Source organism: Rhodococcus sp. H-CA8f (assembly GCF_002501585.1).
GTDB classification, from domain to species: domain Bacteria; phylum Actinomycetota; class Actinomycetes; order Mycobacteriales; family Mycobacteriaceae; genus Rhodococcus_F; species Rhodococcus_F erythropolis.
This window is the reverse complement of sequence record NZ_CP023720.1, coordinates 1044382-1070874: the sequence shown is the minus strand read 5'-3', so window position 1 is coordinate 1070874 and position 26493 is coordinate 1044382. Positions and strand designations below refer to the sequence as shown.

Annotated in this window: 22 protein-coding genes and 1 pseudogene; 7 read left to right on the top strand and 16 right to left on the bottom strand. The window is 61.4% G+C overall.

Translation table 11 applies throughout. The annotated features are described in order from the left end of the window. Nucleotides 1–218: 218 nt before the first annotated feature. From CPI83_RS05150 to CPI83_RS05140, 3 genes are all read left to right on the top strand, one after another. Nucleotides 219–1715 carry an MFS transporter gene (locus CPI83_RS05150; RefSeq protein ID WP_232816866.1) on the top strand — a complete coding sequence of 499 codons (1497 nt, stop codon included), beginning with the start codon at nt 219–221 and terminating at the stop codon, nt 1713–1715. Between the two features lie 26 nt (nt 1716–1741). Beyond that, nucleotides 1742–3145, top strand: a complete 1404-nt coding sequence (gene lpdA / locus CPI83_RS05145; protein WP_097386888.1) for a dihydrolipoyl dehydrogenase — start codon at nt 1742–1744, stop codon at nt 3143–3145. A 112-nt stretch (nt 3146–3257) separates the two neighbouring features. Beyond that, nucleotides 3258–4763: an MFS transporter gene (locus CPI83_RS05140; RefSeq protein ID WP_097386887.1), complete on the top strand. Its 1506-nt coding sequence runs from the start codon at nt 3258–3260 to the stop codon at nt 4761–4763. A gap of 11 nt (nt 4764–4774) precedes the next feature. On the opposite strand, the gene CPI83_RS05135 is transcribed toward CPI83_RS05140, so the two are convergent. The 6 genes from CPI83_RS05135 to prpD all read right to left on the bottom strand — a co-directional run bounded on the left by CPI83_RS05135 (nt 4775) and on the right by prpD (nt 10683). Then, entirely contained in the window at nt 4775–5242 is a 468-nt protein-coding gene (locus CPI83_RS05135; RefSeq protein ID WP_031330817.1) for a MerR family transcriptional regulator, read from the bottom strand. A 10-nt stretch (nt 5243–5252) separates the two neighbouring features. Beyond that, complete coding sequence (locus CPI83_RS05130) at nt 5253–6113, bottom strand: SDR family NAD(P)-dependent oxidoreductase (protein WP_097386886.1); 861 nt, start codon at nt 6111–6113, stop codon at nt 5253–5255. Between the two features lie 60 nt (nt 6114–6173). Beyond that, nucleotides 6174–6956: an enoyl-CoA hydratase gene (locus CPI83_RS05125; RefSeq protein WP_097388124.1), complete on the bottom strand. Its 783-nt coding sequence runs from the start codon at nt 6954–6956 to the stop codon at nt 6174–6176. 189 nt (nt 6957–7145) lie between these two features. Continuing rightward, the gene (locus CPI83_RS05120) at nt 7146–8267 is read right to left on the bottom strand and encodes a bifunctional 2-methylcitrate synthase/citrate synthase (protein WP_020909098.1); all 1122 of its coding nucleotides are present in this window, start codon (nt 8265–8267) and stop codon (nt 7146–7148) included. After that, nucleotides 8264–9181, bottom strand: a complete 918-nt coding sequence (prpB, locus tag CPI83_RS05115; RefSeq protein ID WP_097386885.1) for a methylisocitrate lyase — start codon at nt 9179–9181, stop codon at nt 8264–8266. Before prpB ends, CPI83_RS05120 begins: the two co-directional genes overlap by 4 nt. Further along, on the bottom strand, nt 9181–10683 hold the full coding sequence (gene prpD, locus CPI83_RS05110) for a 2-methylcitrate dehydratase PrpD (RefSeq protein WP_019745268.1): 1503 nt from the start codon (nt 10681–10683) through the stop codon (nt 9181–9183). The genes prpB and prpD overlap by 1 nt, the downstream gene beginning before the upstream one ends. Nucleotides 10684–10850: 167 nt before the next feature. Between prpD and CPI83_RS05105 the strand changes: the two genes are divergently transcribed. Together CPI83_RS05105 and CPI83_RS05100 are read left to right on the top strand one after the other, a co-directional pair. Beyond that, on the top strand, nt 10851–12272 hold the full coding sequence (locus tag CPI83_RS05105) for a short-chain fatty acyl-CoA regulator family protein (protein ID WP_097386884.1): 1422 nt from the start codon (nt 10851–10853) through the stop codon (nt 12270–12272). A 67-nt stretch (nt 12273–12339) separates the two neighbouring features. Continuing rightward, nucleotides 12340–13335, top strand: a complete 996-nt coding sequence (locus CPI83_RS05100; RefSeq protein WP_097386883.1) for an endonuclease/exonuclease/phosphatase family protein — start codon at nt 12340–12342, stop codon at nt 13333–13335. 70 nt (nt 13336–13405) lie between these two features. On the opposite strand, the pseudogene CPI83_RS05095 reads toward CPI83_RS05100, so the two are convergent. The 6 genes and pseudogenes from CPI83_RS05095 to CPI83_RS05070 all read right to left on the bottom strand — a co-directional run bounded on the left by CPI83_RS05095 (nt 13406) and on the right by CPI83_RS05070 (nt 19913). After that, nucleotides 13406–14666, bottom strand: a pseudogene (locus CPI83_RS05095) (DUF222 domain-containing protein). A 114-nt stretch (nt 14667–14780) separates the two neighbouring features. Further along, nucleotides 14781–16688: an alkyl sulfatase dimerization domain-containing protein gene (locus CPI83_RS05090; RefSeq protein ID WP_097386882.1), complete on the bottom strand. Its 1908-nt coding sequence runs from the start codon at nt 16686–16688 to the stop codon at nt 14781–14783. A gap of 68 nt (nt 16689–16756) precedes the next feature. Continuing rightward, entirely contained in the window at nt 16757–17077 is a 321-nt protein-coding gene (locus CPI83_RS05085) for an SHOCT domain-containing protein (RefSeq protein WP_021332003.1), read from the bottom strand. A gap of 24 nt (nt 17078–17101) precedes the next feature. Then, the gene (locus CPI83_RS05080) at nt 17102–17530 is read right to left on the bottom strand and encodes a DUF6325 family protein (RefSeq protein WP_019745274.1); all 429 of its coding nucleotides are present in this window, start codon (nt 17528–17530) and stop codon (nt 17102–17104) included. 70 nt (nt 17531–17600) lie between these two features. After that, the gene (locus CPI83_RS05075) at nt 17601–18872 is read right to left on the bottom strand and encodes an MFS transporter (RefSeq protein ID WP_019745275.1); all 1272 of its coding nucleotides are present in this window, start codon (nt 18870–18872) and stop codon (nt 17601–17603) included. Nucleotides 18873–18917: 45 nt separating this feature from the next. Continuing rightward, on the bottom strand, nt 18918–19913 hold the full coding sequence (locus tag CPI83_RS05070; RefSeq protein WP_019745276.1) for an aldo/keto reductase: 996 nt from the start codon (nt 19911–19913) through the stop codon (nt 18918–18920). A 101-nt stretch (nt 19914–20014) separates the two neighbouring features. On the opposite strand from CPI83_RS05070, the gene CPI83_RS05065 reads away from it, so the two are divergent. Next, entirely contained in the window at nt 20015–20572 is a 558-nt protein-coding gene (locus CPI83_RS05065; protein ID WP_020970773.1) for a TIGR03086 family metal-binding protein, read from the top strand. On the opposite strand, the gene CPI83_RS05060 is transcribed toward CPI83_RS05065, so the two are convergent. From CPI83_RS05060 to CPI83_RS05050, 3 genes are all read right to left on the bottom strand, one after another. After that, a complete protein-coding gene (locus CPI83_RS05060) occupies nt 20569–21843 on the bottom strand; it encodes an alkaline phosphatase family protein (protein ID WP_020909119.1) in 1275 nt (424 codons plus the stop codon). The genes CPI83_RS05065 and CPI83_RS05060 overlap by 4 nt on opposite strands. Beyond that, nucleotides 21840–23528, bottom strand: a complete 1689-nt coding sequence (locus tag CPI83_RS05055; RefSeq protein WP_069145606.1) for an alkaline phosphatase D family protein — start codon at nt 23526–23528, stop codon at nt 21840–21842. Before CPI83_RS05055 ends, CPI83_RS05060 begins: the two co-directional genes overlap by 4 nt. Nucleotides 23529–23631: 103 nt before the next feature. Next, complete coding sequence (locus tag CPI83_RS05050) at nt 23632–23973, bottom strand: hypothetical protein (protein WP_019745280.1); 342 nt, start codon at nt 23971–23973, stop codon at nt 23632–23634. A gap of 142 nt (nt 23974–24115) precedes the next feature. On the opposite strand from CPI83_RS05050, the gene ilvD reads away from it, so the two are divergent. After that, on the top strand, nt 24116–25810 hold the full coding sequence (ilvD, locus tag CPI83_RS05045; RefSeq protein ID WP_003940201.1) for a dihydroxy-acid dehydratase: 1695 nt from the start codon (nt 24116–24118) through the stop codon (nt 25808–25810). 13 nt (nt 25811–25823) lie between these two features. On the opposite strand, the gene CPI83_RS05040 is transcribed toward ilvD, so the two are convergent. Beyond that, a complete protein-coding gene (locus tag CPI83_RS05040; RefSeq protein WP_007732621.1) occupies nt 25824–26480 on the bottom strand; it encodes a S1 family peptidase in 657 nt (218 codons plus the stop codon). Nucleotides 26481–26493 lie beyond the last annotated feature (13 nt).

Below are 26493 nucleotides of genomic sequence, written 5' to 3'. Positions count from 1 at the left end.
CCAGGTAGGGTTGCGGATCCACCACCCACAGAACGCGCCGTCTCCGTGCGCGCTTTTGCAATTTTCTCGGGAAAAATTTAGTGGATCACTTGACAGAATCAATCGATCCATTTTACTGTGCCTCACATCACAAAATGCTTCAGTGGGTCTGCACACTCGCCGCGCCGACTGTCCCGCTCACTGCCCCGTCTTCCCGTCAGAAAGATGCAGGAGCCACGATGACCGCTCCATCCACGGATAATCCTTCCTCGACTCCATCGGAGTCTTCTTCCGAAAACCCCACTCTCGCGATAGAAGGCGTGGGAAATCGATCAACCGCCGGCTGGGTCGGAATCCTCCTGATCCTCTGCCTTCTGTCCGAAGAAGTCGCATACGCGTTCAATCTGGTGACGCCTGCACTCCCCAGCATGGCCGGTTCATTCGAGACCTCGAACATCGCTTGGGTGTCAACACTGTTCACACTCTCCGGCGCTATCAGCGCACCGTTGATCGGCAAGCTCGCAGATCGAGACGGCAAGAAGAAATGGCTTCTGATCGCAACCGCCTGCATGGCAACAGGCTCGCTGATCGTCGCAATCGCGCCGACCTTTTCCGTAGTACTAGTCGGTCGTACCGTTGAAGGACTCGGTCTTGCAATCGTGCCGATAACCTACTCGCTGATGCGCGACATCTTCCCGAAGCGCATGCTGGCGATGGCGGTCAGCATGACAACCGCTGGAATTGGTGTCACCACGATCACCGGTCCTGTCATTGCCGGAGTTTTGATCGATAATTTCGGCTTCCGCGGAGTGTTCTTCGCATTGGCGCTCTTCCCTGTGCTCCTGGGCGCCTTGGTAATGCTCGTTGTTCCCGAGTCCCCGATCCGAGTGAAAACGTCCATCGACTGGGTTGGTGGGATCATGCTCGGGCTCTCGATCGCACTCCTCCTGTACTGCATCGGCGAAGGCGGAACGTGGGGCTGGACGTCGTGGAAGACACTTCTCTGCGCCATCGCCGCGGTGGCAATTTTCATCGGATGGGCTCGATACGAAAAGCGAATCGAGAACCCACTGATTGACATTGCGGTGCTGCGCGGTCGCGCTGTCGTGACGACACTGGTCGCGCAATTTACCGGCCAGGCCGTCATCGTTCTCCAATTCGTCCTGTTGTCTTTCATCGTTCAGACACCTATCGCCCTCGGCGTTACCTACGGGTTGGGGGAAAGCGCAAGCTACATGGCGCGGTTGACCACACCGGCCGGCGTGGCCACCGTCGCAATGGGGTTGCTTGTCGGCATAATCGCAGAACGTCGGGGCGCACGCCTGCCGAACTGGATCGGCTTCGCCTTGATGGCGATCGGCTCCGTGTCACTCGCCTTCTCCCACAAGGAATTCTGGCCGATACTGTTGGGATACTTGATATACGCATTCGGCGCCGGTCTGATCAGTGCGGCAATACCCAATCTGGTGATCGCCGCCGCGCCGGTTCGACTGCAGGCCGTCACTGCCTCAACGGTCAACGTGGTGGGATCCGTCGGCAGTGCTGTTGCTGTACAGATTGGTTTTGCCATCCTCGCCCTGAACATTGCAACGGTTGCTGACGGAACGCCTATTTACGCTGGAATTGGCTACACGACAGTCTATTTCGTTGCAGCAGGTCTGGCGGTAGCCGGACTCGCCGCGACTCTCCTCATGCCGCATGGCCGAAAGCCCCAGTCTGTGGAAGCACTGACCTGATCTGAATCGACTATCTGAGAATTATCGTGACCTCACACTATGACGTCGTTGTCCTCGGAGCCGGCCCCGGTGGGTACGTCGCTGCTATCCGCGCGGCACAACTGGGCCTGAGCACCGCCATCATCGAGCAGAAGTACTGGGGCGGTGTATGCCTGAATGTCGGCTGCATTCCGTCCAAGGCGCTTCTCCGTAACGCCGAACTCGCGCACATCTTCACGAAAGAAGCGAAGACGTTCGGCATGTCCGGAGACGTGTCCTTCGATTTCGGCTCCGCTTTCGATCGCAGCCGCAAGGTCGCGGACGGGCGAGTCAAGGGCATTCACTTCTTGATGAAGAAGAACAAGATCCCGGAGTACGACGGCAAGGGCACGTTCGTCGACGCCAACACCATCAGCGTGGAGCTCAGCAAGGGTGGCACCGAGACGATCACGTTCGACAACGCGATCATCGCGACCGGTTCGTACACCAAGCTGCTGCCCGGCACCTCGCTGAGCGAGAACGTCGTGACCTACGAAGAGCAGATCCTCACCCGTGACCTTCCGGGTTCGATCCTGATCGTCGGTGCCGGCGCGATCGGCATGGAGTTCGGTTACGTCCTCAAGAACTACGGCGTCGACGTCACGATCGTCGAGTTCCTCGATCGGGCACTGCCCAACGAGGACGCCGACGTCTCGAAGGAAATCGCCAAGCAGTACAAGAAGCTCGGCGTCACCATCAAGACCGGTGCCGCTGTGCAGTCCATCAGCGACGACGGCAGCAAGGTCACCGTCTCGATCAAGGACAACAAGTCCAGCGAGATCGAGACCGTGGTCGTCGACAAGGTTCTGCAGTCCGTCGGCTTCGCACCGCGCGTGGAGGGCTTCGGTCTCGAGAACACCGGGGTCGCGTTGACCGATCGCGGCGCCATCGCGATCGACGACTACATGCGCACCAACGTCCCGCACATCTTCGCCATCGGTGACGTCACCGCCAAGCTGCAGCTCGCGCACGTCGCAGAAGCTCAGGCTGTCGTCGCTGCCGAGACCATCGGCGGCGCGGAGACGCAGACACTCGGTGACTACCGGATGATGCCGCGTGCGACGTTCTGCCAGCCGCAGGTCGCCTCGTTCGGTTTGACCGAGGAGCAGGCCAAAGCCGAGGGCTACGACGTCAAGGTCGCGAACTTCCCGTTCGCCGCCAACGCCAAGGCACACGGTCTCGGTGACCCGACCGGTTTCGTCAAGCTGATCGCCGACAAGAAGTACGGCGAACTGCTCGGCGGGCACCTCATCGGACCGGACGTTTCGGAACTGCTGCCCGAGCTGACCTTGGCCCAGAAGTGGGACCTCACGGTCAACGAGTTGGCACGCAACGTCCACACCCACCCCACACTCAGTGAGGCACTGCAGGAAGCGATCCACGGCCTCGCCGGCCACATGATCAACCTCTGAAGAACTCCGATCGATCAGAAAGTAGTAGACCTCAGTGACATCTACTGGCAGTACTGATATCCACGCACTCCCAGTCACCGATCCACCTCGAGACTCCAATCCCTGGGTCGCCATGACTGCGATCGCACTCGGCGTTCTCATCGTTTCGCTCGACGGCACGATAACGGCAGTGGCCAATCCGGTTCTTGTCGTCGATCTAGGCGCGAGTCTCTCTGGTTTGCAATGGATTACCAACATCTATCTGCTCGCGATGGCGGCAACGCTCGTTCTCGCGGGAAGGTTGGGCGATCGCTTCGGACGACGATCTGTGTTCCTTTCAGGGATCGTCGGTTTCGGGTTGGCATCAGCGGGAATTGCCCTGGCGCACAGTGTAGAAATGGTGATCTTCTCGAGACTCGGCCAGGGAATTTTCGGCGCACTGATCGTCACCAATGCTCTGGCATTGCTTCGGTCCCTCTTCTCCGAGGCAACACTTCCGAAGGCGCTTGCGGTCTTCGCATCGCTGATCGGCGCTTCATCCGCCGCCGGCCCCCTGATCGGCGGATTGCTGATCGAGCACACCAGCTGGCGATGGGCCTTCCTGATCAACGTCCCCGTTGCGGCGATTTCCCTCGCTACAGGATTGTTTCTGCTCCCCAAGGGCCGGGTCGTACGGACTGTAAAGTTCGACGTCCTGGGTTCGATCTTGCTGACGAGTTCACTCCTCGCCATAACCTACGGACTTATCAAAGCCCCCGAAAGTGGTTGGACTGATTGGCATGTCATCGGCTGGCTGGTCGGTGGAACCGTCACTGGTTTGGCCTTCGTAGAAGCGGAGCGGCGCGCATCGGATCCTTTGGTGCCGCTTCGGCTATTCGCTGACCGGTCAATCACACTCGGAGTCATCCTGACAATCATCTCCTTCTTTGCGCTTGTCGGCTCACTGTTCTTCATTCTCTTGTTCTTGCAACAGATCAACGGTGACTCCCCCATGGCTGCCGGACTCCACATCCTCCCGATGAGTATCGCGAATGTAGTCGCTTCGAGCAGTTGCGGTTGGATCATCAAACGGTACGGCGCACGTCCGCCCTTGTTTGTGGGAATGTTGCTCAGCGCAGTGGGATTCCTACTGTTCACCACCATCGAACCACACGGAAGCTACCTTTCTCTGGCCATTCCGTTTGTGGTACTGGGCCTGGGAATCGGGTTTGTGATGACTGCGTCAGTCCAAGCGATCCTAGGGAATGCGAACGTCGCAGACGCCGGACCTGCTGCGGGCGTCCATCAGACCTCACTTCAAGTTGGCGGTATCCTCGGAACTTCAGTGCTCGGAGCCGTGATGGCGGCGGCATCCGCAGCAAAGTTCCACGAAACACTACTGGGCAACGTCATTCCCGACTTCATAGTCGATCGAGTCTCGGAAGATGCGGTTCGTGCCGTCGCCCAGGGCACCACACCAGTCGTGACAGAAACTGACCCGGCTCTTTCCCTCACACTGCGATCAGCGACCGAGACTGCATTCATGTATGGGCTGCAGACGACGATGTGGGTGGGCGCCATCGTCTCCCTGATTGGCGCGTTCGTCTCGATCGGAATCAGAAGAGGGCGAGTCACGAAAACAGCCACTCACATCCACTGAACGGATCACTCCTACTCTCCGGTCCGCCCGCCGTACGTCGCAATCTTGTACTCCGTCGCAGCCAAAGACAATGTGAGCTCCTTGATCTGCCGACGAACGGTGTCCCGGTGCTCGAGCAGCATGTCGAGCCTCTCCGGAACTGTCCCTTCACCGGCGTCGACCAGTTCAACGTAGTGCTGCAGGTCGCGAATCGCCATGCCTGAGATACGCATGCGGGTCAGAAACACCAGCCTGCGAATAGATTCCGGCCCGTACACACGATGTCCGCTCGAATCACGATCCACCGCAACCAAGCCGATCTTCTCGTAGTAGCGCAGGGTATGTGCCGAAACATCCAGCAGGTCTGACACTTCGGCGATCGACATCGGATCTTCGACGTCCCCTGCATCGACGAGCCGGTGAATGACCTCGATCGACATGGGCCCGTCCACTTCCCCAAGTGCCTCGAGCGCCTTACGCATCAAGTCTTCGGTAGCCATGACTCCCAGCCTAGAACGGGCGGACAGGTCCGGCAGCATCCGCGAAATCGGCGCTGCGAGCGAGGTCGGCCCAGACGGATACCTCGGCGAGATTCTTCCGATACGACGTGGATATCCGCTCCACGGCTTCCTTTCCCAGCGGCAGACGCAGTGGCACATTCTCGCTGTGCACCAGCGAGGTGATGATCTCTGCTGCCTTCTCCGGATCACCCTCCTGAACACCGTCTGCCGCCGCCATGTCCCGCAGAACAGGATCGAGCAAATCACGGTAGTCCGAGGATGATTCGGCGAAGCTCAGAACGCCAGGTGTGTTGAATGCTGTACGGAATCGGCTGGGCTCGACGATCATGACCCGGATGCCGAACTGCCCGACCTCACCGGCAAGGGCCTCCGACCAGCCTTCAATCGCGAATTTGGACGCCGAATACGCCCCGACGCCGGGAAACGACATGCGGCCGCCTTGACTGCTCATCTGCACGATCGTTCCACTGCCCTGCGCTCGCATCGAAGGGAGGACGGCGCGCACCAACGCGGCGGGTCCGATCAGGTGCAGTTCCATGAGATCCCGCAACGTCGAATCGTCCACCATCTCCGCCGCGCCGACCATCCCGCGACCGGCATTGTTGACCAGCACGTCGACACGACCGAAATGCTCGAGCGAATGTTCGACGACGCTGGGTGCCGCCGCGGTGTCGCGGACGTCGAACGTCACCGCCGAGAACCGATCCGGATGCTCCGACGCGATATCTGCAACGGACTCGGGCCTACGAACTGCCGCGACTACCGCGTCCCCGGTTCGAAGTGCGAACACTGCAAGCTCGCGGCCGAAACCCTGAGAAACTCCAGTGATGATCCAGGTTTTTGTTGTCATGGTGGGCAACGCTAGGGGTTAGAGCGCGCTCCAACGCAAGCCTTTGGTTCTACAGCCGAGCTACGCGCCGGCCCAAACCGGTCGCTCGCCGCGAAGGAAACCGTCGACACCGGCTTTGAAGTCGTCACTGCTGTAGATCATGCGCATCAGATCATCGTTGTCGGTGATCGATCGGGTCCTGATGCGGCGCAGGGACTCTCGAATCGTCCACACGGTCATCGGGGCAGCCGCAAGGAGTTCCCGCGATACCTGGGCAGTCAGGCTCGCGAACTCTGTCTCTGTTGCACAGTCGCTGAGGAAGCCGTTCCGCAGAGCCTCGTCGCTCGACATGACCCCCGCCCGAGCGACCAACGACATCAGACGCGAACTGCCGATCCTGTCCGCCAGCAACGCCACGGAATGGACCGACAACGAGTTTCCGAGCGTGCGCGCGATCGGGAGGCAGAAGCGGGACCCGTGCGTCGCGATCCGCACATCGCACGCTGCCGCTAACAACAGCCCGGCTCCCGCGCACACACCGTCGATGACCGCCAGCGTGGGAACCCGCACTTTCTCGAGTTCGGTCAGCACGCCGACGAACCGACTTTCGTAGTCGAGCCCGTCGTGAAAACTCGAGAAGGTCTGAAAATGGCATATGTCGGAACCCGCCGAGAACGCCTCTCCCCCAGCACCTCGGAGAGTGAGTAACCGGATCTCGCGGTCGAAGTCGGCGCTTCGGCAGGCTCCGGCCATGGCGTCGTACATCTGAGGAGTCAATGCGTTGTGTTTTTCCGGCCGGTTGAACACGACGTCAAGCGTGTCGCCATGACGAATGATCGAGATGTCTTCGTGCGTTTCAGTCATGACACTGACGCTATTACCGGCAAGGAACAAACGAAACACATTGCACTCGAGTATCTTTGCGAATATTCGGTGCGAAGTTGCAGATAGTGCGAACGGAGAAGCGTCGACGAGGCCAGGAGACGGTGATGCCAGAACCGAACCTCGCCGACGCAGCATTAGTGGGGTGTCATGCCACGATTGTTGAAAGCGTTATGCCACAACGGTCCGTTGCGGCACACCGGAGTACTGACTCAGCGGCCTGATCAGTGCATTCGACTGCCCCTGCTCGATGATGTGCGCCGTCCATCCGGTGATGCGGCTCATCACGAAGATCGGCGTGAACATCTCGACGTCGAAGCCCATAAGGAAATACGCAGGGCCCGTGGGGAAATCGAGATTCGGCTTGATTCCGGTGGCACTGACCATCGTCTTCTCGAGGATCTCGTACATCTGCACCCACTTCTCGCCGTCCGTCGCTGCCGCTACGTCGAGGAGCGCCTGCTTCATGGTCGGAACACGCGAATCACCGTTCTTGTAGACACGGTGTCCGAAGCCCATGACCTTCTCCTTGGCGGCCAACTTCTCCGACATCCAGGCTTCCGCGCGGTCTGGGTCGTCGATCTCGAGCATGTCGTGCATGACAGCTTCGTTTGCACCGCCGTGCAGCGGGCCCTTGAGCGTGCCGATCGCAGCCGTCACTGCGCTGTAGATGTCCGAAAGTGTGGACGTCACAACACGAGCGGCAAACGTCGAGGCGTTGAAGGAGTGCTCCGCATACAGGATCAGCGAGACCTCGAAGGCCTTTACGATCGCCGGCTCCGGAACAGCACCGAAGCACATGTTCAAGAAGTTTTCGGCGAAACCCAGGTCCGACTGCGGCGCGATGGGATCCTGACCACGCCGGCGGCGGAAATCGGCTGCGACGATGGTCGGAAGCACAGCCGTCATCCGCAGTGCCTTGGCCAGATTGGCCTTCTCGGAGTTGTCGTCCTCCGCCGGATCCTCGGCGCCGAGGTAGCTGATCGCCGTACGGACCACATCCATGGGGTGGCAGTTGTCCGGCATCTTGGTCAGGAGCGAGAGCAGTGATCGATCGGCACGGCGAGCCGCACGCTCACGCAGACAGAGCAATTCGAGCTGCTCGGGTGTCGGCAGTTCGCCGTACCACAGCAGGTGCGCAACTTCTTCGAAGCTACAATTCGCGGCGAGGTCCTGCACTGCGTAACCGCGATACGTCAACGAATTCGTCTCGGGCACTACCTTGGAGATAGCCGTCGTGTCGACGACAACCCCGGCCAAGCCCTTGTAGATCGTCGGAATCTGTTCGGTCATGTCCTACTCCCCTCCACGCTGAAATTGAAAATGCCACTGTCGAATTCGTTGTAACGCTCGTACTCAAGAATCTCGTACAACCTGCTGCGCTGCTGCATCTCGCCGAGCAGTCCTTCTTGCGTGCCCTCCGCAAAAATCTCGCGCAGACCCTTTTCGATAGCGAACATCGCCAGACGAAGGGTGGTCACGGGGTAGATGACGGCGTTGAAACCGATCTCTTCCAATGTCTTCGCCGAGATGAGATTCGACTTCCCGAACTCGGTCATGTTGGCGAGCAACGGAGTGTCGACTGCTGCGCGGAACTTCTCGAAGTCTGCTTCGGTGGCAAGAGCTTCGGTGAAGATCAGATCGGCACCGGCATCCGCGTAGGCCTTTGCTCGCTCGATCGCTGCGTCGATACCGTCGATTCCGGCAGCATCGGTGCGCGCGCAGATGACGAAGTTCGGGTCACGACGTGCCGAGACTGCAGCACGAACTCGGCGAACCATGTCTTCGGTAGGCACGATCGCTTTGCCGTCGAGGTGCCCACAGCGCTTGGGGTTGATCTGATCCTCGAGGTGCAGACCGGCTATACCGTCGTCCTCGAAGATCGTGACCGTGCGGGCAGCACTCATGGGTTCACCGAAACCGGTGTCGGCATCGATCAGCGTCGGGAGGTCGGTGACCCGCGCGATCTGCTTGCTGTGGGCGGCGACCTCGGTCAACGTGGTCAGCCCGATGTCGGGAAGCGCCAATCCGGCCGAATACGCACCACCCGAAACGTAGACGCCTTCGAACCCGATTTCCTGAATGAGCTTGGCTGTCAACGGATTGATCGCACCGGGGAGTCGTTGAATCTTTCCGGACGTCAGCCCGGCACGGAAACCGATGCGTTTGTCGGCTGCAGACGTCGCTGCTGCGATGAGGCCGGACATCAGAAAAGTCCCTTGGCGACCTTGGGAGCCCGAGCGAGAACGTCTTCGGAAACGGTGAAGGTCAGCTGATCGAGTTCGCCTGCCTTCAATTCGGCGGTGCGCTGTGCCGCGTCGAGGAAGCGGTCCTGTTCGCTCGGCTCGATGACGCCCTCGGCGAGGGTGCGGAACTTCGCGACGTACTGATCGCGAGCGAACGGACGTGCGCCGAGCGGGTGCGCATCAGCCACCGCAAGCTCGTCGACGATGACCTCGCCGCTCTTCAAGGTGATCTCGGCGCGAGCACCGAAAGCCTTCTCGTCCGGATCCGTCGAGTGGTAACGGCGTGTCCATTCGGGATCTTCGCGCGTGGAGATCTTGTTCCACAGCTCGATCGTGTCGGGGCGCTGTGCACGCTCGGGCGCGTAGGAATGCTCGTGGTGCCACGTACCGTCCTGCAGCGCAACGGCAAAGATGTACATCACCGAGTGGTCGAGAGTTTCGCGTGATGCGGTGGGGTCGAACTTCTGCGGATCGCCGGATCCGGTGCCGATGACGACGTGGGTGTGGTGGCTGGTGTGCAGGACGATCGAGGCGATCTGATCGAGATCACCTACGCGGGCACGCATCCGGCGTGCGAGGTCGATCGGTGCCTGGCTCTGGTACTCCGCGGAGTGTTCCTTGGTGTACGAGTCGAGGATGGCGCGCTTCGCCTCACCAGAACCTGGAAGCGGAACGTGGTACTCCTTGTCCGGGCCACCGAGCAGCCAGGCGATGACGCCGTCTTCGCCTTCCCAGATCGGTGACGGCGCACCTTCACCGCGCATCGCACGGTCGACTGCCTCGACGGCAACCTTGCCGGCCAGCGCAGGCGCGTAGGCCTTCCAGCTGGAGATCTCGCCCTTGCGGGACTGACGTGTCGCCGTCGTGAGATGCAGCGCCTGACCGATTGCCTGGTAGACCGTCTCGGTGCCCAGGCCGAGCAAGGTTCCGATACCTGCCGCAGCCGAGGGGCCGAGGTGTGCGACGTGGTCGATCTTGTGCTCGTGCAGACAGATAGCCCGAACCAGGTCGATCTGAATCTCGTAGCCGGTTGCGAGACCACGAATCAGGTCCTTACCGTCACGGCCGGTGTGCTGAGCGACGGCGAGGATCGGCGGGATGTTGTCACCGGGGTGCGAGTACTCGGCGGCGAGGAACGTGTCGTGGAAGTCGAGTTCACGAACCGCGACGCCGTTGGCCCAGGCGGCCCACTCGGGCGAGAAAGCACCCGAGATACCGAAGACGGTGGACCCGGGCGTGTACGGATGAGACTGCGCCTGTGCACGCGCATTCACTACGGGGCGGCGCACCAGGGAAGCTGCGGCAACTGCCGCGTTGTCGATGATCCGGTTGACGATCATGTCGGACGTGGCGTCGGTGACCTCGACGGAATCCGTCGCAACTTCCGCGATCTTCCACGCGAGGTGGTCTTCCTTGGGGAACTCTTCGGCAGAGCGGTGGGTGCGTACGAGATGCGTCTTCATCGATCCTCTTCTCACGTGCTTCGGTATCTATTTGCACGCTACGCAGCTCATTCACCTCGGGATAGGCCCTCGCAATTGCCTATTTATGCAATAACGATCCTGCAATGTTGCGAATGTTGCGAATGGCTCCTCGGTAGGGTGAACGCGATCGGCACCGAGGAGATTCGATGAAGAAGATGTACGCGGGAGCGCGGCTGCGACGACTGCGGGAAGAACGAAACCTGTCACAGTCCGCACTGGCGAAGGCACTCGAACTCTCCCCCAGCTATGTCAATCAACTCGAGAACGATCAACGACCGCTGACGGTCCCCGTCCTTCTCAAGCTCAACGCCGAGTTCGATCTCGACGTGCAATTCTTCGCCTCCGATTCCGACGCACGCCTCGTTGCTGACGTTCATCACGCCTTGGCCGAAACCTCGGAATCCGGGGACGTATCGCTGGCAGAGGTAGACGAATTGGTGGCCCGAATGCCCGCGGTCGGACGCACCCTCGTGATGTTGCACCGTCGTTTGCACGCCGCAACAGAGCAGTTGGACCAGTTCTCGACGCAACTGTCCGGCGAGGCCGCATCTGATGTGTCGCTCGTACCCATGCCCTACGAGGAAGTTCGGGACTTCTTCTACGACCGAAAGAATCACATCGCCGTTCTGGACGACGCTGCCGAGCAGATGTTCGTGGATAACGGATTGTCCGTGGGCGCAGTGGATTTGCAACTGGCACGACTACTTCGCGATCAGCACGGCGTCACCGTGACGATCCGGACCGACGAACCAGACAAGCTCGGCCCCAAGCGTTTCTACGATCCGGACAAGTCGGTACTCACCCTCGCCCGTCGTCTGTCGGCAGGGCAACGCGCGTTCCAGATCGCGATGCAGTTGGCCTTCTTCACCCAAGCCGACGTGATCGATTCCCTTGTCGCCGAAGACGAATCGTTGAGTGCCGAGTCCGCGGCACTCGCTCGAATCGGACTCGCGCACTACTTCGCCGGCGCACTGCTACTCCCGTACACCCAATTCCTGGAATCGGCCGAGGCGCTGCGGTACGACATCGATCTGCTCAGCCTCAAATTCGAGGTCGGCTTCGAAACAGTTTGTCACCGGCTGTCCACACTCCAACGGCACGGCCAGCGCGGCATTCCCTTCTTCTTCGTCAGAACCGATCGCGCCGGAAACATCTCGAAGAGACAGTCCGCTACCGCTTTTCACTTCTCCAGAGTCGGCGGCAGTTGCCCGCTGTGGGTCATCCACGAGGCGTTCGCGAGCCCAGGGCGCATCCTCACCCAGGTCGCGAAGATGCCCGACGGCCGGACATACCTCTGGGTGGCGCGCACTACCCACAGCGGCAGGCTCGGGTACCTCGCCCCCGAGCGGAACTTCGCCGTCGGACTCGGTTGCGACATCGGCTACGCCGATCGCATGGTCTACTCCCACGGAATCCAGACGGACGACCCCGCGACCATCGTGCCGATCGGCGCGGGGTGCAAAGTCTGTGACAGACCGGCGTGCTCTCAACGCGCCTTCCCCCAACTCGGCCGCTCGATCTCCGTCAGTCAGAACAGCAGCAGCCATCTGCCGTATCCGCAACAGTAGGGCGCAAACAATAGGGCGCACCGACTCCACCTGCGCTTCCCCGGAGCTACGGCGCCTTTCTGCTTCGATGGATGTCATGCAACCCGATACCGTGACCCCTCGTCGACTGGTTCTTCGCCGCCTTTCGGCCGTGGTTGGTGTGGCCGGAATCGTGACGGGTTTGGTTGCCTTGATCGCAACTCAGCTGGACGTCGATCACAACATCGTGATCGTTCTGGCGTCAGTGGCACCCTTGTTGATGATTGCTCCGCTGATCGGTGCCGTCGTCTCGGGTATCGGGCGTCAGTGGATCGTATGTGCCGCATCCCTTGTCGTCCTTGCACTGTTCGGATGGTCTGTGAGCCCGCTGTACATCGGCGGAACTGGGGAGTCGACGTCTGCGAACGGTCCATCGATTCGGTTGATGCAGGCCAACTTGATGGTCGGTGCAGCGGATCCGGAGTCGCTTGTGGCGATGGTCCGCGAACGCAACGTCGACGTGGTGACGGTCCAGGAGTTGACGTACCAGGAAGTCGAAGCGCTCGAAGCCGCCGGGCTTGAAGAGGTTCTGAGCCACCAGTTCCTGATCCCCTACGCCGACGGCGGTGGCGGGGCCGGAATCTACAGTCGCTTTCCTCTCTCCAATCCACGTAGCCTCGACGGGTTCTCACCCGAAACGCTGTCCGCAGTGCTGAATGTCGGCTTGGCGCAGCCAGTCACATTGTTCGCCGTGCATCCGGCACCGGCATACATCTCGCCGGCTTCGGTGTGGGCGGCCGAGCAGCAAAAGCTTGGGTCTTACATGGACGAAGTCGCCGGGATGGACAATGTGATAGTCAGCGGCGATTTCAATGCGTCGTACTCGAACAAACAGTTCCGGAATCTCCTCAGCAACGGATACACCAGCGCCGCCGATCAATTGGGTTCCGGCCTGATCCCGACGTACCCGACCGACAAGTGGTATCCGGCGGTGGTCGGTATCGACCACATCATCACCAAAGGCGCCGTGGCGACATCCTTGCAACGGATCGAGATCGAGGGATCCGATCACCACGGCCTGATTGCCGACATCACGTTGTCTTGACTAAATCCTGGATCGAGCAAGCACCGGGGCATTGTTGTGCCCCGGTGCTCGCGTCTCGAGTTGTTTCACTTCAGGCTGCTGTCGGTGGGCTGTTCCCGCCGATCGGCTGTTGATACGGATCGATCGACATCGGTGGATAGAACACCGACTTCCGATCCGGGCCGATCTCCACCCGCCACTCCGTGTGGTGCATCGTCCGGTGGTGATGACCGCACAACAAGATCAGATTGTCGAGATCTGTTGGGCCACCATCGTTCCAGTGAACAATATGATGGGCATCGCACCACCCCGACGGCGTCCCACACCCCGGAAACGCACACCCACCATCACGAACCGCCAACGCCCGCCGCTGCGGAACCGTTGCCGTTCTCGCTTCCTTGCCGCAGTCGAGCGGAACACCATTCTCATCCAACAAAATCCGCGTGACCGTGCAGTCGCACGCCAGCATCCGTGCAGTCGCACGCCAGCATCCGGGCCGTGTCGATACTGATCGGGCCCACCCAATCCGTCCATGCGAACCCCAACTCCTCGGTGGACGGCAAGAGGTCTTTCAGAACTTTAAGGTCCGTCATGTCTTTCGCCGACGCAGTCACGGTGATGTGCGGTTTCACCCCACCCTCGATCGGACCCAACCCCGCCCGCTCGTACCGGCGCAACAACTCGCAAAACCCGTCCGCCCGCCGTAGCGCCGGAGTGCGCGTGTCTTTGACGCCGTCCTTCTCCGGCGTCGGAGCGGACAGGCTCGACAACAACGTGATCAACCGTGCCCCGTTGACCGCATCCAGATCACCCTTCACAGTTACTCTGCCGTACAAGCCTTTCGAGGCGTAGAACTCGTTGCGCTCCGAATCCTCGCCGACCGGAACACCGTCCTCACGCGTGCCGTACTGCTTCTCGATCCGCCGAATCGCCGCCCGCACCGCATCACAATCGGCAATGTTCTTCGACGCCAGGCCAAACAGAATCCCCCGGGCCTCGTCCACATCCGCCGGCGTCATTTTCTTCGGTGGATGCTGACAAAACGACGCCACCTGCCGGGCTTTCAACGCATCAACATCACCCCGGTGAAACGCATCGCCCACCACAGGTTCGAGCATCAGCAACCGCGCCAACCCGACCAGCAGACTGCACTCACCGATCTCCAAATTCGTCGAACCATGCAACCACTGCGCGATCGCCCGAAAACCCTTCCCACCGAGAACGTCACGGGAAAACATCTCCACGATCAGCAACACCATCCGCGACTGCAACTCGTGCCGGACACGCACCAGATCCAGAACCTCACCCTTGAGGCCCTCACCATCCAGCTGCCACGCATCCCGACTGTCCATACCGAAAGTTTAATCGAACATACTTTCGATAACCAGAGACAAAACGGACAACTTCACGAGCGCCAAGAACTCGAGACTCGTTGAAATACAGCCTCTCTCGACTGCCACACGCTGCTACGTCGGCGTGACTATCGCAAAGTTCGGGTCAGGCTCGTCGAGGTGCCCCGCAAGTTCTGCGAGCTTCGCCGGGTCGCCGGCCACCGTGATACTGCCATTCGCAATCTCGGCGCCCAGGTCCGCACCACCGAGCAGCACACCGAGTAAGCCGAGACGACTCAAACTGAACGTCGCATCCACAGACCCAGCATCTGCAGACCCACCTTCCACGTCGAAATGGATCAGCACTCCGTTGCTCAGTTCCGTTCGGTGCACGATGTTTTCGTCGGTGATGTTCCAATCGATGACGATGTGGGAATTCGCTGCACTCACTCCGTCGACGCGGAGCGACACGGCGTCGAACACCTGCTTCACCGACAACGCTGCGGTGATATCAGGAGCTGCAGCAACTGTGGGCGTACCCACCGAACCGTTGCGCAGTTCATATGCACCCGTGAGGTAGAAGTTTCGCCAGGTGCCGTTCTCGGCGCCGTACCCGAGTTGCTCGAAGGTATCGGCCTGCAGGGTCTTGGCCTCCGCGTTGTCCGGTTCAGCAAAGATGACGTAGTTCACCACCTGCGCGACCCACCGAAAGTCTCCGCTCTCGTACGATTCCCGAGCTTTTCGGAGCACCTCTGCCGATCCGCCCATGTACTCCACGTGACGCTTGGCCGATTCGACGGGTGGATGCTCCCACAGGTGCGCTGGGTTGCCGTCGAACCATCCCATGTAGCGCTGGTAGATGGCTTTGACGTTGTGACTGACGGAACCGTAGTACCCGTGTGTGTGCCACGCCTGCGCCAAGGCGGCTGGCAGTTCGATGGATTCGGCGATCTCTAGACCGGTCCACCCCTGATTGATTCGACGAAGTGTCTGATCGTGAAGGTACCCGTAGAGATCGCGCTGCAATGACATGAACTCGGTGAGCCGTTCGGTCCCCCACGTCGGCCAATGGTGGGATGCAAACACGACATCGGATCGTGAGGCGTAGCGATTGATCGATTCGGTCAGGTACGCCGACCACACATGCGGATCTCGCACCAACGCTCCACGAAGTGTGAGCAGGTTGTGCAGATTATGAGTTGCGTTCTCCGCCATGCACAGTGCGCGAAAGTCCGGGAAGTAGAAGTTCATCTCGGACGGCGCCTCGGTGCCTGGGGTCATCTGGAACTCGATCCGAACGCCGTCGATCGTCTCCGTATGACCAGTCTTCGAGATCGACACCGTCGGTGAAATCAGCGTCGGCGTACCGGTGGAGGTGGTCTGGCCCAACCCTGCACCGACACCACCTCGAGGACCGCGAGGCAATGCCGCCCCGTACATGTATGCCGCGCGTCGAGCCATTGCCGTTCCCGCATAGACGTTTTCCTCGACGGCATGCTCCACGAATCCGGTTGGGGCATAGATCACGCATCGCCCGGCAGCGACGTCGTCTTCGGTGGTCACCCCCTTGACCCCACCGAAATGGTCGATATGCGAATGCGTGTAGATCACCGCGACAACCGGTCGATCACCACGATGCGCCCGATACAACGCGAGACCAGCGGCCGCGGTTTCCCGAGAAATCAGTGGATCGATGACGATGATCCCGCTCTCCCCCTCGATAAGGGTCATATTCGACAGATCGAGGCCGCGTATCTGATAGATCGAATCCGTCACCGCAAATAGCCCTTGCTTGGCCACCAACCTCGATTGACGCCACAAGCTCGGATTGACGGTCGGCGGGCACTCTTCATCCAGGAATGAGTACGAGTCGTTGTCCCACAGCACTTTTCCGTCGGGTCCGGTTACCACGCCGGGATCGAGCGCGCCGATGAACCCGCGCTCGGCATCGGTGAAATCGGTCTTGTCGGAGAACGGCAGGGTCTCGGTGACTCGGGAGTTCGCCGCTTCGATTGCGGCCGATGCTGCGCGTGGGTCGATCATAGATCAGCCTTTCATGCTCAATTGTCCAGTGTGGTAAACCCGTTCAAGGCTTCAAGAACCAGCGGGCACTAGCTCAGCAACTGCGACTTTGCCGCGGCGAACTCCGCGTCGGTCAACACGCCGGTCTGATGAAGCTGACCCAGCTCCTGCAGCTTGGAGACCAGATCGTCCGCGCCAGAAGGGGGAACGGACTGCACGGGTGCGACCTGCGGCGGCGGCTGTTGCTGCTGGTACTCCTGCTGGTATTCCTGCTGCTGCTCGCTGGCCTTCCGTTGACTCCGTCGATCCATGGCGTTGGACGTCGCTTTTGCGGTTCCAGCCACTACCGCAGTGCGCGCCACCGTGCCGAGCAACCCCGGCCGCCCTCTGCGTCCACCTCGAAAAACCATGCCGAACTCCTTGGGTAATTGTCGCTACTGAAATGCTGCTTCGACCGCTGCGACGACTACCTCGCGCGGTACCTGAACGTGAAGGACTACATCGCCGCCGCCGCCGCGAACCGTCGACGCGAGCTCACGCGCCCACGTCTGCTCGTAGACGATGACTGCGGCGGACGTTCCTGGTTCGAGTGACTCACGGACCACGTCCAGATCCTCGTCACTGATCAATGCCTTGGCTTCGATGGACAGAATCGCCAGTCCGATCTCTGTGAGATCTTCGTCGACGTCGATCTGTGACACCTGTCCGTCGGCGTCCTTGGCGATGTACACGAGGTCGAGCAGGGTGACAAAACCTCGTTCCACCACGTTTTGCAGCGCGGCGACGGCTTCAGGATCCACAGTGGAACCTGGGAATGCCAGCACCACGAGCTCGACCGGTCCGATGTTCATTGCGTCGTTCATCCATCAAGCCTGGTGGCTCGGACGCTTGGGAACCTCACCCGCAGGGGATGAATTACCCGATGCGATCGAGTTATTTGTTGCGACGAATGACTTCGCGAATCGGCCGTACGTGTACGCCTTCTGCCGCGAGGGCTCGCCGGGCTTTGCCTCGAGTGACGAGCACACCGACGATACCGAGAACCCAGACCGGATATTGCACCATCCAGGCGACGCGGAATCCGTCGAACGTGTACCCACCCATGTGTCCGAGGATTACGCCCATCACTTGAATCACGATGAGGGAAGCGAGGAATCCACCGATGTTGACCATGCCCTGTGCGGTGCCCATCGCCGAACTCGGATTGGACGTACGCGCGTAGTCGAAGCCGATCACCGAACCCGGTCCACCCACCGAGATGACGACCACCAGGATCGTCAACAACCAGAGCGGAGACGGTTCACTACGCGAAAGCACGATCGTCCACATGAGCGCGCTGGCGACCATGATGGTGAGAACCAACCACGATCGACGCATGGGATAGCGACCGGTGAGAATGCCGAGGATCGGGCCCGCCACGATTGCCGAGATGACCGACAGCGTCAGCAGCGAGCCGACCGTCGTGGAGTCGAGGCCTTGAGCCGATTTCAGGTACGGCACACCCCACAGCAGCGCGAACGTCGTGATCGAGAACTGAGTCCCCATGTGGCTGAAGAACCCGAGGCGGGTGCCGGGCCGCATCCACACCGTCTTGATCTGTCGCCCGATCTCCTTGGCGCCGGCCGGCACGGCGACCACGTCGGCACCGGGCGGCGCGTCGCGGATGACACTCAACGCCAGTGCAAACGCCAACAGTCCGACAGCGGCAGCGCTGCCGTAGGCAAAAGTCCAGCCCGGTCCGGACAACAGCAACATGAACGGAAGCGCAGACATCACCTGGCCCAGCTGACCGAGGATGCCCGTGAACTGCGAGACCAACGGCACCTGCCGGGGCGGGAACCACTGCGGTACCAACCGCAACACCGAGATGAAGGTGAGTGCATCCCCGGCACCGACGGCAATACGTGCACCGATCGCGACGGGCAGCGATTCGGTGAAGGCGAGAGCCAACTGCGCGGACATCATGATGAACGCACCGACTGCGATCATGATCCGCGAACCGTAGCGGTCGAGGAGAACTCCTGCCGGAATCTGCATACCGGCGTACACAACGATCTGCAGCACGACGAAGCTCGACAGAACGCTGGGCGAGATCGAGAACCGATCAGCAGCAGACAGACCCGAGACACCGAACGAAGTGCGGTGAAGCACGGCGATCACGTAGGCAAAAACACCGACACCCCAGACCAACCACACTTTTTTCATCGGGTCTGTATGTTACTCCTGTCTTTCGCAAGGCTCAGGACATGATTATTCGCGGCCCTGAGAGACCCAATTCAAATCAGCCGAACGGAAGCCTTCGGTAATCGCGGCGAGGGAGTCGAGGCGAGCGATCTGGTCTTCGCTCAGAACGATGTCCAACGCTCCGGCGTTTTCCGTGACTCGTGCAGCGAACCGCGTGCCGGGAATCGAAACGGAAGGCAACCCGTACTGACGGCCCTTGGCATCGAGCCATGCCAGGGAAACCTGTGCAGGCGTCGCGCCGAGCTCCTCACCGACGGCGCGGACCACGTCGAGAACCTTCTGATTAGCAGGGAGCGCGGAGTCCGAGAAGCGTGGGAAGCGTCGGCGCAGGTCGTTGTCACCGAGCGTCTCCGCATCGAACGATCCCGCCAGGAAGCCTCGGCCCACAGGTGAGAAGGGCACGAATCCGACTCCGAGTTCCGCGGCGGTGGGTACTACCTTGTTCTCGACGTCCCGACTCCAGATGCTCCATTCCGACTGGATCGCCGCGATCGGATGCACCCCGTACGCACGACGCAGTTCATCGCCGGTCGCCTCGGACAGGCCGATGTTGCGGACCTTGCCCGCCTTCACCTGCTCTGCGATCGCGCCGACGGTGTCTTCGATCGGAACGTTCGGGTCGACCCGGTGCAAGTAGTAGAGGTCGACATGATCGACGCCGAGTCGTCCCAGAGACTCGTCGAGTGCCTGCGGTACGTAGGCCGGGTCTCCGTTGATCCCGCGCTGACCGTTGGCGATGTTGCCGACCAGACCGAACTTCGTCGCCAACTGCACTTCGTCCCGGCGGTCTTTGAGAAGCTCTCCCACCGCACGCTCGCTCGAGCCCTCGCCGTACACGTTGGCGGTGTCGATGAACGTGATCCCGATGTCCACCGCATGGTGCAATGTGGCAAGCGCCTCGGCCGGATCCACCGGGCCGTAGACAGGGGCAACGGACATCGCGCCGTATCCCTGGGCGCTGACAGTGAGACCTTCGGCCAGAGTGACGGTGGGGACGGTCATGAAAACTCCTCGATTCGACTAAGCGACAACCTCGACAGTCTTCACCGAATCGAAGCCTCACGCACCGATTAACGTCAGGCTGATCGGGTTACCCTCGAGTGATGGCATTCGATTGGCTCGAACTCGTGCTCACCGCCCACCGCGAATTCGGTTCACGACTCGCCGCAGTCGAGGACTGGAACGCACCCACGCCCGACTCCGACTGGCACGTCGAACACCTCGTCCGCCACGTCATCGAGGAGCAGCAGTGGGTACCGCCGCTCCTGGCCGGACTGACGGTCGGCGAGGCGACACCGGACATCGTTCCCGTCGGGGACGACCTGTGGACCGAATGGCAGAAGTACTCCGATGCCGCCATCAAAGCGTGGAAATCGACGGACCTCAGTGCCCACGTTCACCTCTCGTACGGCACAGTGAAGGTGGAACCCTATCTGCGCCAGCAGACCTCGGACGTCACGATCCACACCTGGGATCTCGCGCGAGCGGTCGGAGCAGACGAGCGACTCGATCCAGACCTCGTCGAGGCCGTCTGGTCCGACCTCGACGGGCAGCGCGACATGCTCGCCGAGAGCGGCCTGTTCTCCGCTCCCGTCGATCTTCCTGACGATGCGTCGTTGCAGGACAAGCTGATTGCCCTGACCGGCCGCGATCCTCGTTAGACGTTCAGCGTCACGCCCGTCGTGCGGGCGACGCCGTCCCAGCCGCCGGCAGGTGCACCGAGGCCGAGCAGAGCCGCAACCGTCGGCGCGACGTCGATCGTGCGAGCCTGCGTGTCGATCTTCCGTCCACCGTCGAGAGCGGGATGCCCGCCGCTGAGGAAGAACGGGATGGGCAGTGTCACGAAATGGCCGTGGTTGCCGGGAATCGGGTTGGACAGTGGAGTCGGATCACTGAACCGCCAGCCCTGAGCGCAAAACGCAACGACGTCACCGGCATTGGTGCCGAGATCGAATTCGGTGGGGAGGTGGCTGGATTCGACGCCGTCCACACCATCCACGATCTGCTGAATCCGGCTGACGGCTTCCGCCCGTTCGCCATCGGGTCCGACGAAGTAGATCAGGTCTGCGCCACCGTTCTGGGCGATTCGAATCTTGCCTGCCAGCAACGGGTCCGCGTTCAGCGGTCGATCGAGTCCGATGAGCCGCGCGGGCTCCGACCAGTCCATGGAGTGGTCGGCCAACACGATCAGAATGCTCCGATTCCAGCGACCCGTGTCATGAAGGAAGTCGACGAAGCGGCGAACCTGGTTGTCGGTGTTCTGAAGTGCGGCCGTGCGAGCGATCCGGATGGACGGACCGGACAGATCCAGGTGCCCAACCCGATCGACGTCACCGAGGTTGGTGAACGAGAGCCGCGGCGAGTTCCCGCCGACGATACGGATCAAGGCGTCGATCGTGAAGTTGTCCGGCGCGTGCTCCGTGCCGGGAACGAGCGGCTGGGGATCCCACACCAGTGAGGCGCGGTCACCGAACAACCCGTGAAGGTAGCGCTTCGACAGCACACTCGCAGTGGTCAATCCGAGTTCGGCGCGCACCCGATCCAGAACCGTCGATGCCTGCAGGTCGGAAGGCCGATCGAGGTCACGCTTCTTGTCGATGGACGGATCGTAGACGGAGTTGGCGGGTACTCCCGAACGCGCCGGCAGCACTCCCGTCATCATCGCCGTGTGATTCGGCAGCGTCTCCGCGATCGTGATGGCACTGGCGTCCGGGTAGTGAATACCGCCGGCCGCAAGCCCGGTCAGCGTCGGGGTGAGCTCCGATCGCAACTCGTCCGGACGCATGCCGTCGACGACGATGACATGCACGTCCAGGTCTGGGATGCCTGCGCTGGTGGGAACGCTCGCGCGAGCGGGCGTTCCGAGCAATGCCGTTCCGGCGACAACACTTCCACCGATCAGAACGCTACGACGCGAAACTTCGATACTCACTGGTCGACTCCTGGTCGGTACGAGGCCTGATCGAGGGCGGCCGAGGTGGGTGAGACTCTACTGCCCGCGCCTGCCGGAAGACGGTAGCTCACGGCGTAGTGCGCATTGCTCTGCGGATTGGTCAGATCATCGACGTAGTACCAATCCATCTGAGTACCTTCGCGGGCGATTTCGAATACGCCGTAGCCGTGCGAATCCAGTTCGACGTACCGCACGTGCCGGTTCACGGCCTTGAATGCTTCTTCTGCCGCAACGGTTACCGTGCGCGGCGGCACTTTCAGCATGTCGTCGATGTTGGGCGACGTCACCGACGGGACGACGAACTCGGCGCCGACAGTCGGCCCGCCTGGGTAGTTCGCGGCATTGGTCGGTAGGTCGCAAGCCCACGACGTGTGGATGTCACCCGTGATGAAGACGGTGTTGTCCACACCGTTCGAGGTGATCGCGTCGAAAAGCCTAGTGCGGTCGGCGGTGTACCCGTCCCACTGATCCGTGTTGTACGGGACACCGGCCTGCGGCACTCCCACCAGTTCGGTCAACGCCGCGGTGGTCGCCGGCTCCAGCGGCGGGAACACGCACGGTGTGATCATGACCGGATTGCCGACGATCTTCCACTGCGTCGGGGAGGTGACGATTCCGCTGGTCAACCAATCCATCTGTGCGCGTCCGGTAATGGTGCGTGACGGATCGTCGACCTGCTTCATTGTCGGCTGCTCGTCGCGGTAGGTACGCAGGTCGAGCATCGAGATCTCGGCCAGATTCCCGAAGCGGAACCGTCGATACAGCTGAACGCTCGAACCACTACCCGACGGGCGGACGGGCATCCACTCGAAATACGCCTTGGCCGAGTTCGCCTTTCGATCTGCCCAATCGCCTTCGACACCGGGAGTGTGGTTTTCGGCGCCGTCCCGGTACGCGTTGTCGGCCGATTCGTGATCGTCCCACGTAGTGATGAACGGGAGTTTCAGGTGAAGAGCAGCCAGATCCGGGTCGGTCTTGTACTGCGCGTGCCGAATTCGGTAGTCGGCCAGCGAAATGATCTCGTGGGCCGGCTCGTGAAGGCGAACGGATCCGTTCCGCGCGCCGTACTCCCCCTGCCCGTACTCGTAGATGTAGTCACCGAGATGAATGATCGCGTCGAGGTCTTCGCGGAATGCGAGGTGGCGATAAGCACCGAAATATCCTGCTTCCCAGTTGGAGCAGGACACGACGCCGAAGCGGAGACGATCGAGATCTGCCGAGTTCGACGGAGCCGTGCGGGTGCGTCCCACCGGAGAAACAGCCGAACCCGCAGTGAATCGGTACCAGTACGTCGTCGACGAATCGAGTCCGGTGACGTCGACCTTCGCGGTGTGATCGGATTCTGCCGAAGCAGCAACACTTCCCGACGCCACAACGCTCGCGAACCCCTCATCGGTCGCGACCTGCCAGTTGAGCGTCACCGCCGCCCCGACGCCCGAACCTGGCGTTGCGTCTGCCGTCGGGGTGATGCGGGTCCAGATGATCACGGCATCCGGCAACGGGTCACCGGATGCCACGCCGTGCGCGAATCCCGGGCTGCCACCCGGAACCTCGGCACCGGCGTGGCTCGCCGAAGCGACACCGAGACCTACTGCGCCGGCGAGAGCCGCCGATCCCTGCAGTAGGCCACGTCTGGATATTCGATCGAAGGCATTCGTGTGCACGCTAGGAGTGAACCCGCACCTGAACGGCCGTTCAAGAGAGCTTCGGGATGTTCACCCAGGCTTCGCCTGCGATTCTCTGAAAGTTTGACCGAGTCGATCCCGATCACAACCGGTAGTCGAGGGCCGAGCCTCGAACCACACCGACCTTGACTCCGATGTAACCGCCGAGTGCACCCCCGGCCGCGATCAGGATCCAGAACGCCGGCGGAATCAGAGCCTCGGACCCGTCGATCTCGGAGAACGCGGAATAGCCGGCGATCAACGCACCGAACAGCACAGGCAGTATCAGCAGTGCGGCAAAGAAAGTCACCCACACCGATACGAAGCGGCCCTTCCACCGGGCAATCTCGTGCAGAACCGTCAGAACAACCAGGAAGACACCACTACCGGTCAAGACGGCCGCCAGAACTGCAAACCCGAAAGCTGAAATCAGTTCCGACTCCACCTGAATCCCCCTGTACGTCAATCACCTGCACACTCAGCCCCAACTGCGATGCGACGAGTCTATTCACGACGGACGACGTCTGTTGGCAACTCGAGTCGCTCGTCTGCCGGAAAGACATCCCGCTGACGCCTATGCTTGGAAAATGACCGAACCCGACATCAAGCCCAGAAGTCGTGACGTCACCGACGGACTCGAAAAGACCGCAGCGCGCGGCATGTTGCGTGCAGTAGGAATGGGTGACGACGACTGGGTCAAGTCGCAGATCGGCGTCGCCTCGTCCTGGAACGAGATCACACCGTGCAACCTGTCCCTCGATCGCCTGGCCAAGGCCGTCAAGGAAGGTGTCCGGGAGGCCGGTGGATTCCCCCTCGAATTCGGCACCATCTCCGTTTCTGACGGCATTTCGATGGGTCACGAGGGCATGCACTTCTCCCTCGTCTCCCGTGAAGTGATCGCGGACAGCGTCGAGACCGTCATGCAGGCCGAGCGCCTCGACGGATCGGTTCTTCTCGCCGGCTGCGACAAGTCGTTGCCCGGCATGATGATGGCGGCGGCCCGCCTCGACCTCGCCAGCGTGTTCCTCTACGCCGGTTCCACCCTCCCCGGCGTCGCCAAACTTTCCGACGGCAGCGAGCGGGAAGTCACCGTCATCGACGCGTTCGAGGCTGTGGGCGCCTGCTCGCGCGGACTGATGAGCCGCGCCGACGTCGACACCATCGAACGGGCGATCTGCCCGGGCGAAGGCGCGTGCGGCGGCATGTACACCGCAAACACGATGGCCAGCGCCGCCGAGGCCATGGGAATGTCGCTGCCCGGCAGCGCTTCACCGCCCGCGCCGGACCGTCGCCGCGACGGATTCGCCCGCGAGAGCGGCAAAGCCGTTGTCGAACTCCTTCGTCGGGGCATCACCGCCAGGGACATCCTCACCAAGGAAGCGTTCGAGAACGCCATCGCGGTGGTCATGGCGTTCGGCGGATCCACCAATGCGGTGCTCCATCTCCTCGCGATCGCGCACGAAGCGTACGTCCCGCTGACGCTCGACGATTTCGCTCGCGTCGGCGCGAAGGTCCCGCACCTCGCCGACGTCAAGCCCTTCGGAAAGCACGTCATGACGGACGTCGACCGTATCGGCGGCGTCCCCGTCATCATGAAGGCATTGCTCGACGCGGGACTCATGCACGGAGATTGCCTGACCGTCACCGGCAAGACTGTTGCGGAGAACCTGGCGCACATCACCCCGCCCGATCCGGACGGCAAGGTCCTGCGGGCGATGAACAAGCCGATTCACCCGACCGGAGGCATCACGATCCTGAAGGGGTCACTTGCGCCCGGCGGCGCGGTGGTCAAGTCGGCAGGATTCGAGTCTGATGTATTCGTCGGCACTGCACGGGTTTTCGAACGTGAACGTGCCGCAATGGACGCGCTCGAAGACGGGACCATCACTGGTGGCGACGTCGTTGTCATCCGCTACGAGGGCCCGAAGGGCGGTCCCGGAATGCGTGAGATGCTGGCCATCACGGGCGCGATCAAGGGTGCGGGTCTCGGCAAGGACGTCCTGCTGCTGACGGACGGACGATTCTCGGGCGGCACCACCGGCCTGTGTGTCGGACACGTTGCGCCCGAGGCCGTCGACGGCGGTCCCATCGCGTTCGTTCGCGACGGCGACCAGATCCGGCTCGACGTGGGTACCGGACAACTCGAGTTGTTGGTCGACGACTCCGAATTGGAAGCCCGCAAGAAGGGCTGGGAGCCGTTGCCGCCTCGCTACACACGTGGTGTGTTGGCCAAGTACTCCAAGCTCGTGGGATCAGCCTCGGGTGGAGCAGTGTGCGGCTGATCCCAGCTCGCAGCTAGATGGGCCGGTACCCGGCGCCGACGCCTCCGTGGGCATTGATCGTGTCCACGATGGAGGTCATGTTGGTGCCGAGTTCCGGCCCCAGGCACGGCACCCAGAGGTAGGCGTTGACCATCGCGACCAGCGTCGTGCCGACCGTGACCGGGGCTCCCGAATCACCGTGGTCGACGCAGATCTGAGTCCAGGTGGATGCGTCGGCGCTCAGGTCTCCCCAGACGACGCCGCAGGTGGTGCCCGTCGTACGGCCTTCCTTGCAGGCTGTAGCCGGGAAGCTGGCCGGAGCGCCGATCGAGGTGATGGTTGCCGCGCCCACCGTTCGAACTGGTGTGACCTTGCCCGGATCGAACTGGATGACCCCGTAGTCCAGGTCCGGGTTCGACTCGACGAACGTGCCGACCACGCCTGCGTCCTCGTTGCTTTCCGGGATCACGAACGATCCAGGACCACCGCAGTGACCTGCGGTGATACCCACGAGTCTGCCGCCGTTGTCGTGCCCGATAGTGGTCAACGTGCAGACCAGCTGATTGTCGATGATGATGCCCGAACCACCACCCATGGGCGTGGGTGCAGCAACCGCGTTGCTGCTGACGATGAACCCGAGTCCGAGTGCCAAGACCAACGCTGCCAGAGCCGAAACAATTCGCTGCAACATCACAATCTCTCCG

Excerpts from the sequence above, each read along its gene's own strand:
- CPI83_RS05075 (WP_019745275.1), bottom strand. The coding sequence starts at position 18,872 with ATGAAAAAAGTGTGGTTGGTCTGGGGTGTCGGTGTTTTTGCCTACGTG.
- CPI83_RS05070 (WP_019745276.1), bottom strand. The coding sequence starts at position 19,913 with ATGACCGTCCCCACCGTCACTCTGGCCGAAGGTCTCACTGTCAGCGCC.
- CPI83_RS05135 (WP_031330817.1), bottom strand. The coding sequence starts at position 5,242 with ATGGCTACCGAAGACTTGATGCGTAAGGCGCTCGAGGCACTTGGGGAA.
- CPI83_RS05140 (WP_097386887.1), top strand. The coding sequence starts at position 3,258 with ATGACTGCGATCGCACTCGGCGTTCTCATCGTTTCGCTCGACGGCACG.
- CPI83_RS05125 (WP_097388124.1), bottom strand. The coding sequence starts at position 6,956 with ATGACTGAAACGCACGAAGACATCTCGATCATTCGTCATGGCGACACG.
- CPI83_RS05080 (WP_019745274.1), bottom strand. The coding sequence starts at position 17,530 with ATGAACGACGCAATGAACATCGGACCGGTCGAGCTCGTGGTGCTGGCA.
- CPI83_RS05040 (WP_007732621.1), bottom strand. The coding sequence starts at position 26,480 with ATGTTGCAGCGAATTGTTTCGGCTCTGGCAGCGTTGGTCTTGGCACTC.
- CPI83_RS05150 (WP_232816866.1), top strand. The coding sequence starts at position 219 with ATGACCGCTCCATCCACGGATAATCCTTCCTCGACTCCATCGGAGTCT.
- CPI83_RS05120 (WP_020909098.1), bottom strand. The coding sequence starts at position 8,267 with ATGACCGAACAGATTCCGACGATCTACAAGGGCTTGGCCGGGGTTGTC.
- CPI83_RS05090 (WP_097386882.1), bottom strand. The coding sequence starts at position 16,688 with ATGATCGACCCACGCGCAGCATCGGCCGCAATCGAAGCGGCGAACTCC.
- CPI83_RS05065 (WP_020970773.1), top strand. The coding sequence starts at position 20,015 with ATGGCATTCGATTGGCTCGAACTCGTGCTCACCGCCCACCGCGAATTC.
- prpB (WP_097386885.1), bottom strand. The coding sequence starts at position 9,181 with ATGTCCGGCCTCATCGCAGCAGCGACGTCTGCAGCCGACAAACGCATC.
- prpD (WP_019745268.1), bottom strand. The coding sequence starts at position 10,683 with ATGAAGACGCATCTCGTACGCACCCACCGCTCTGCCGAAGAGTTCCCC.
- ilvD (WP_003940201.1), top strand. The coding sequence starts at position 24,116 with ATGACCGAACCCGACATCAAGCCCAGAAGTCGTGACGTCACCGACGGA.
- CPI83_RS05100 (WP_097386883.1), top strand. The coding sequence starts at position 12,340 with ATGGATGTCATGCAACCCGATACCGTGACCCCTCGTCGACTGGTTCTT.
- CPI83_RS05130 (WP_097386886.1), bottom strand. The coding sequence starts at position 6,113 with ATGACAACAAAAACCTGGATCATCACTGGAGTTTCTCAGGGTTTCGGC.
- CPI83_RS05085 (WP_021332003.1), bottom strand. The coding sequence starts at position 17,077 with ATGGTTTTTCGAGGTGGACGCAGAGGGCGGCCGGGGTTGCTCGGCACG.
- CPI83_RS05105 (WP_097386884.1), top strand. The coding sequence starts at position 10,851 with ATGAAGAAGATGTACGCGGGAGCGCGGCTGCGACGACTGCGGGAAGAA.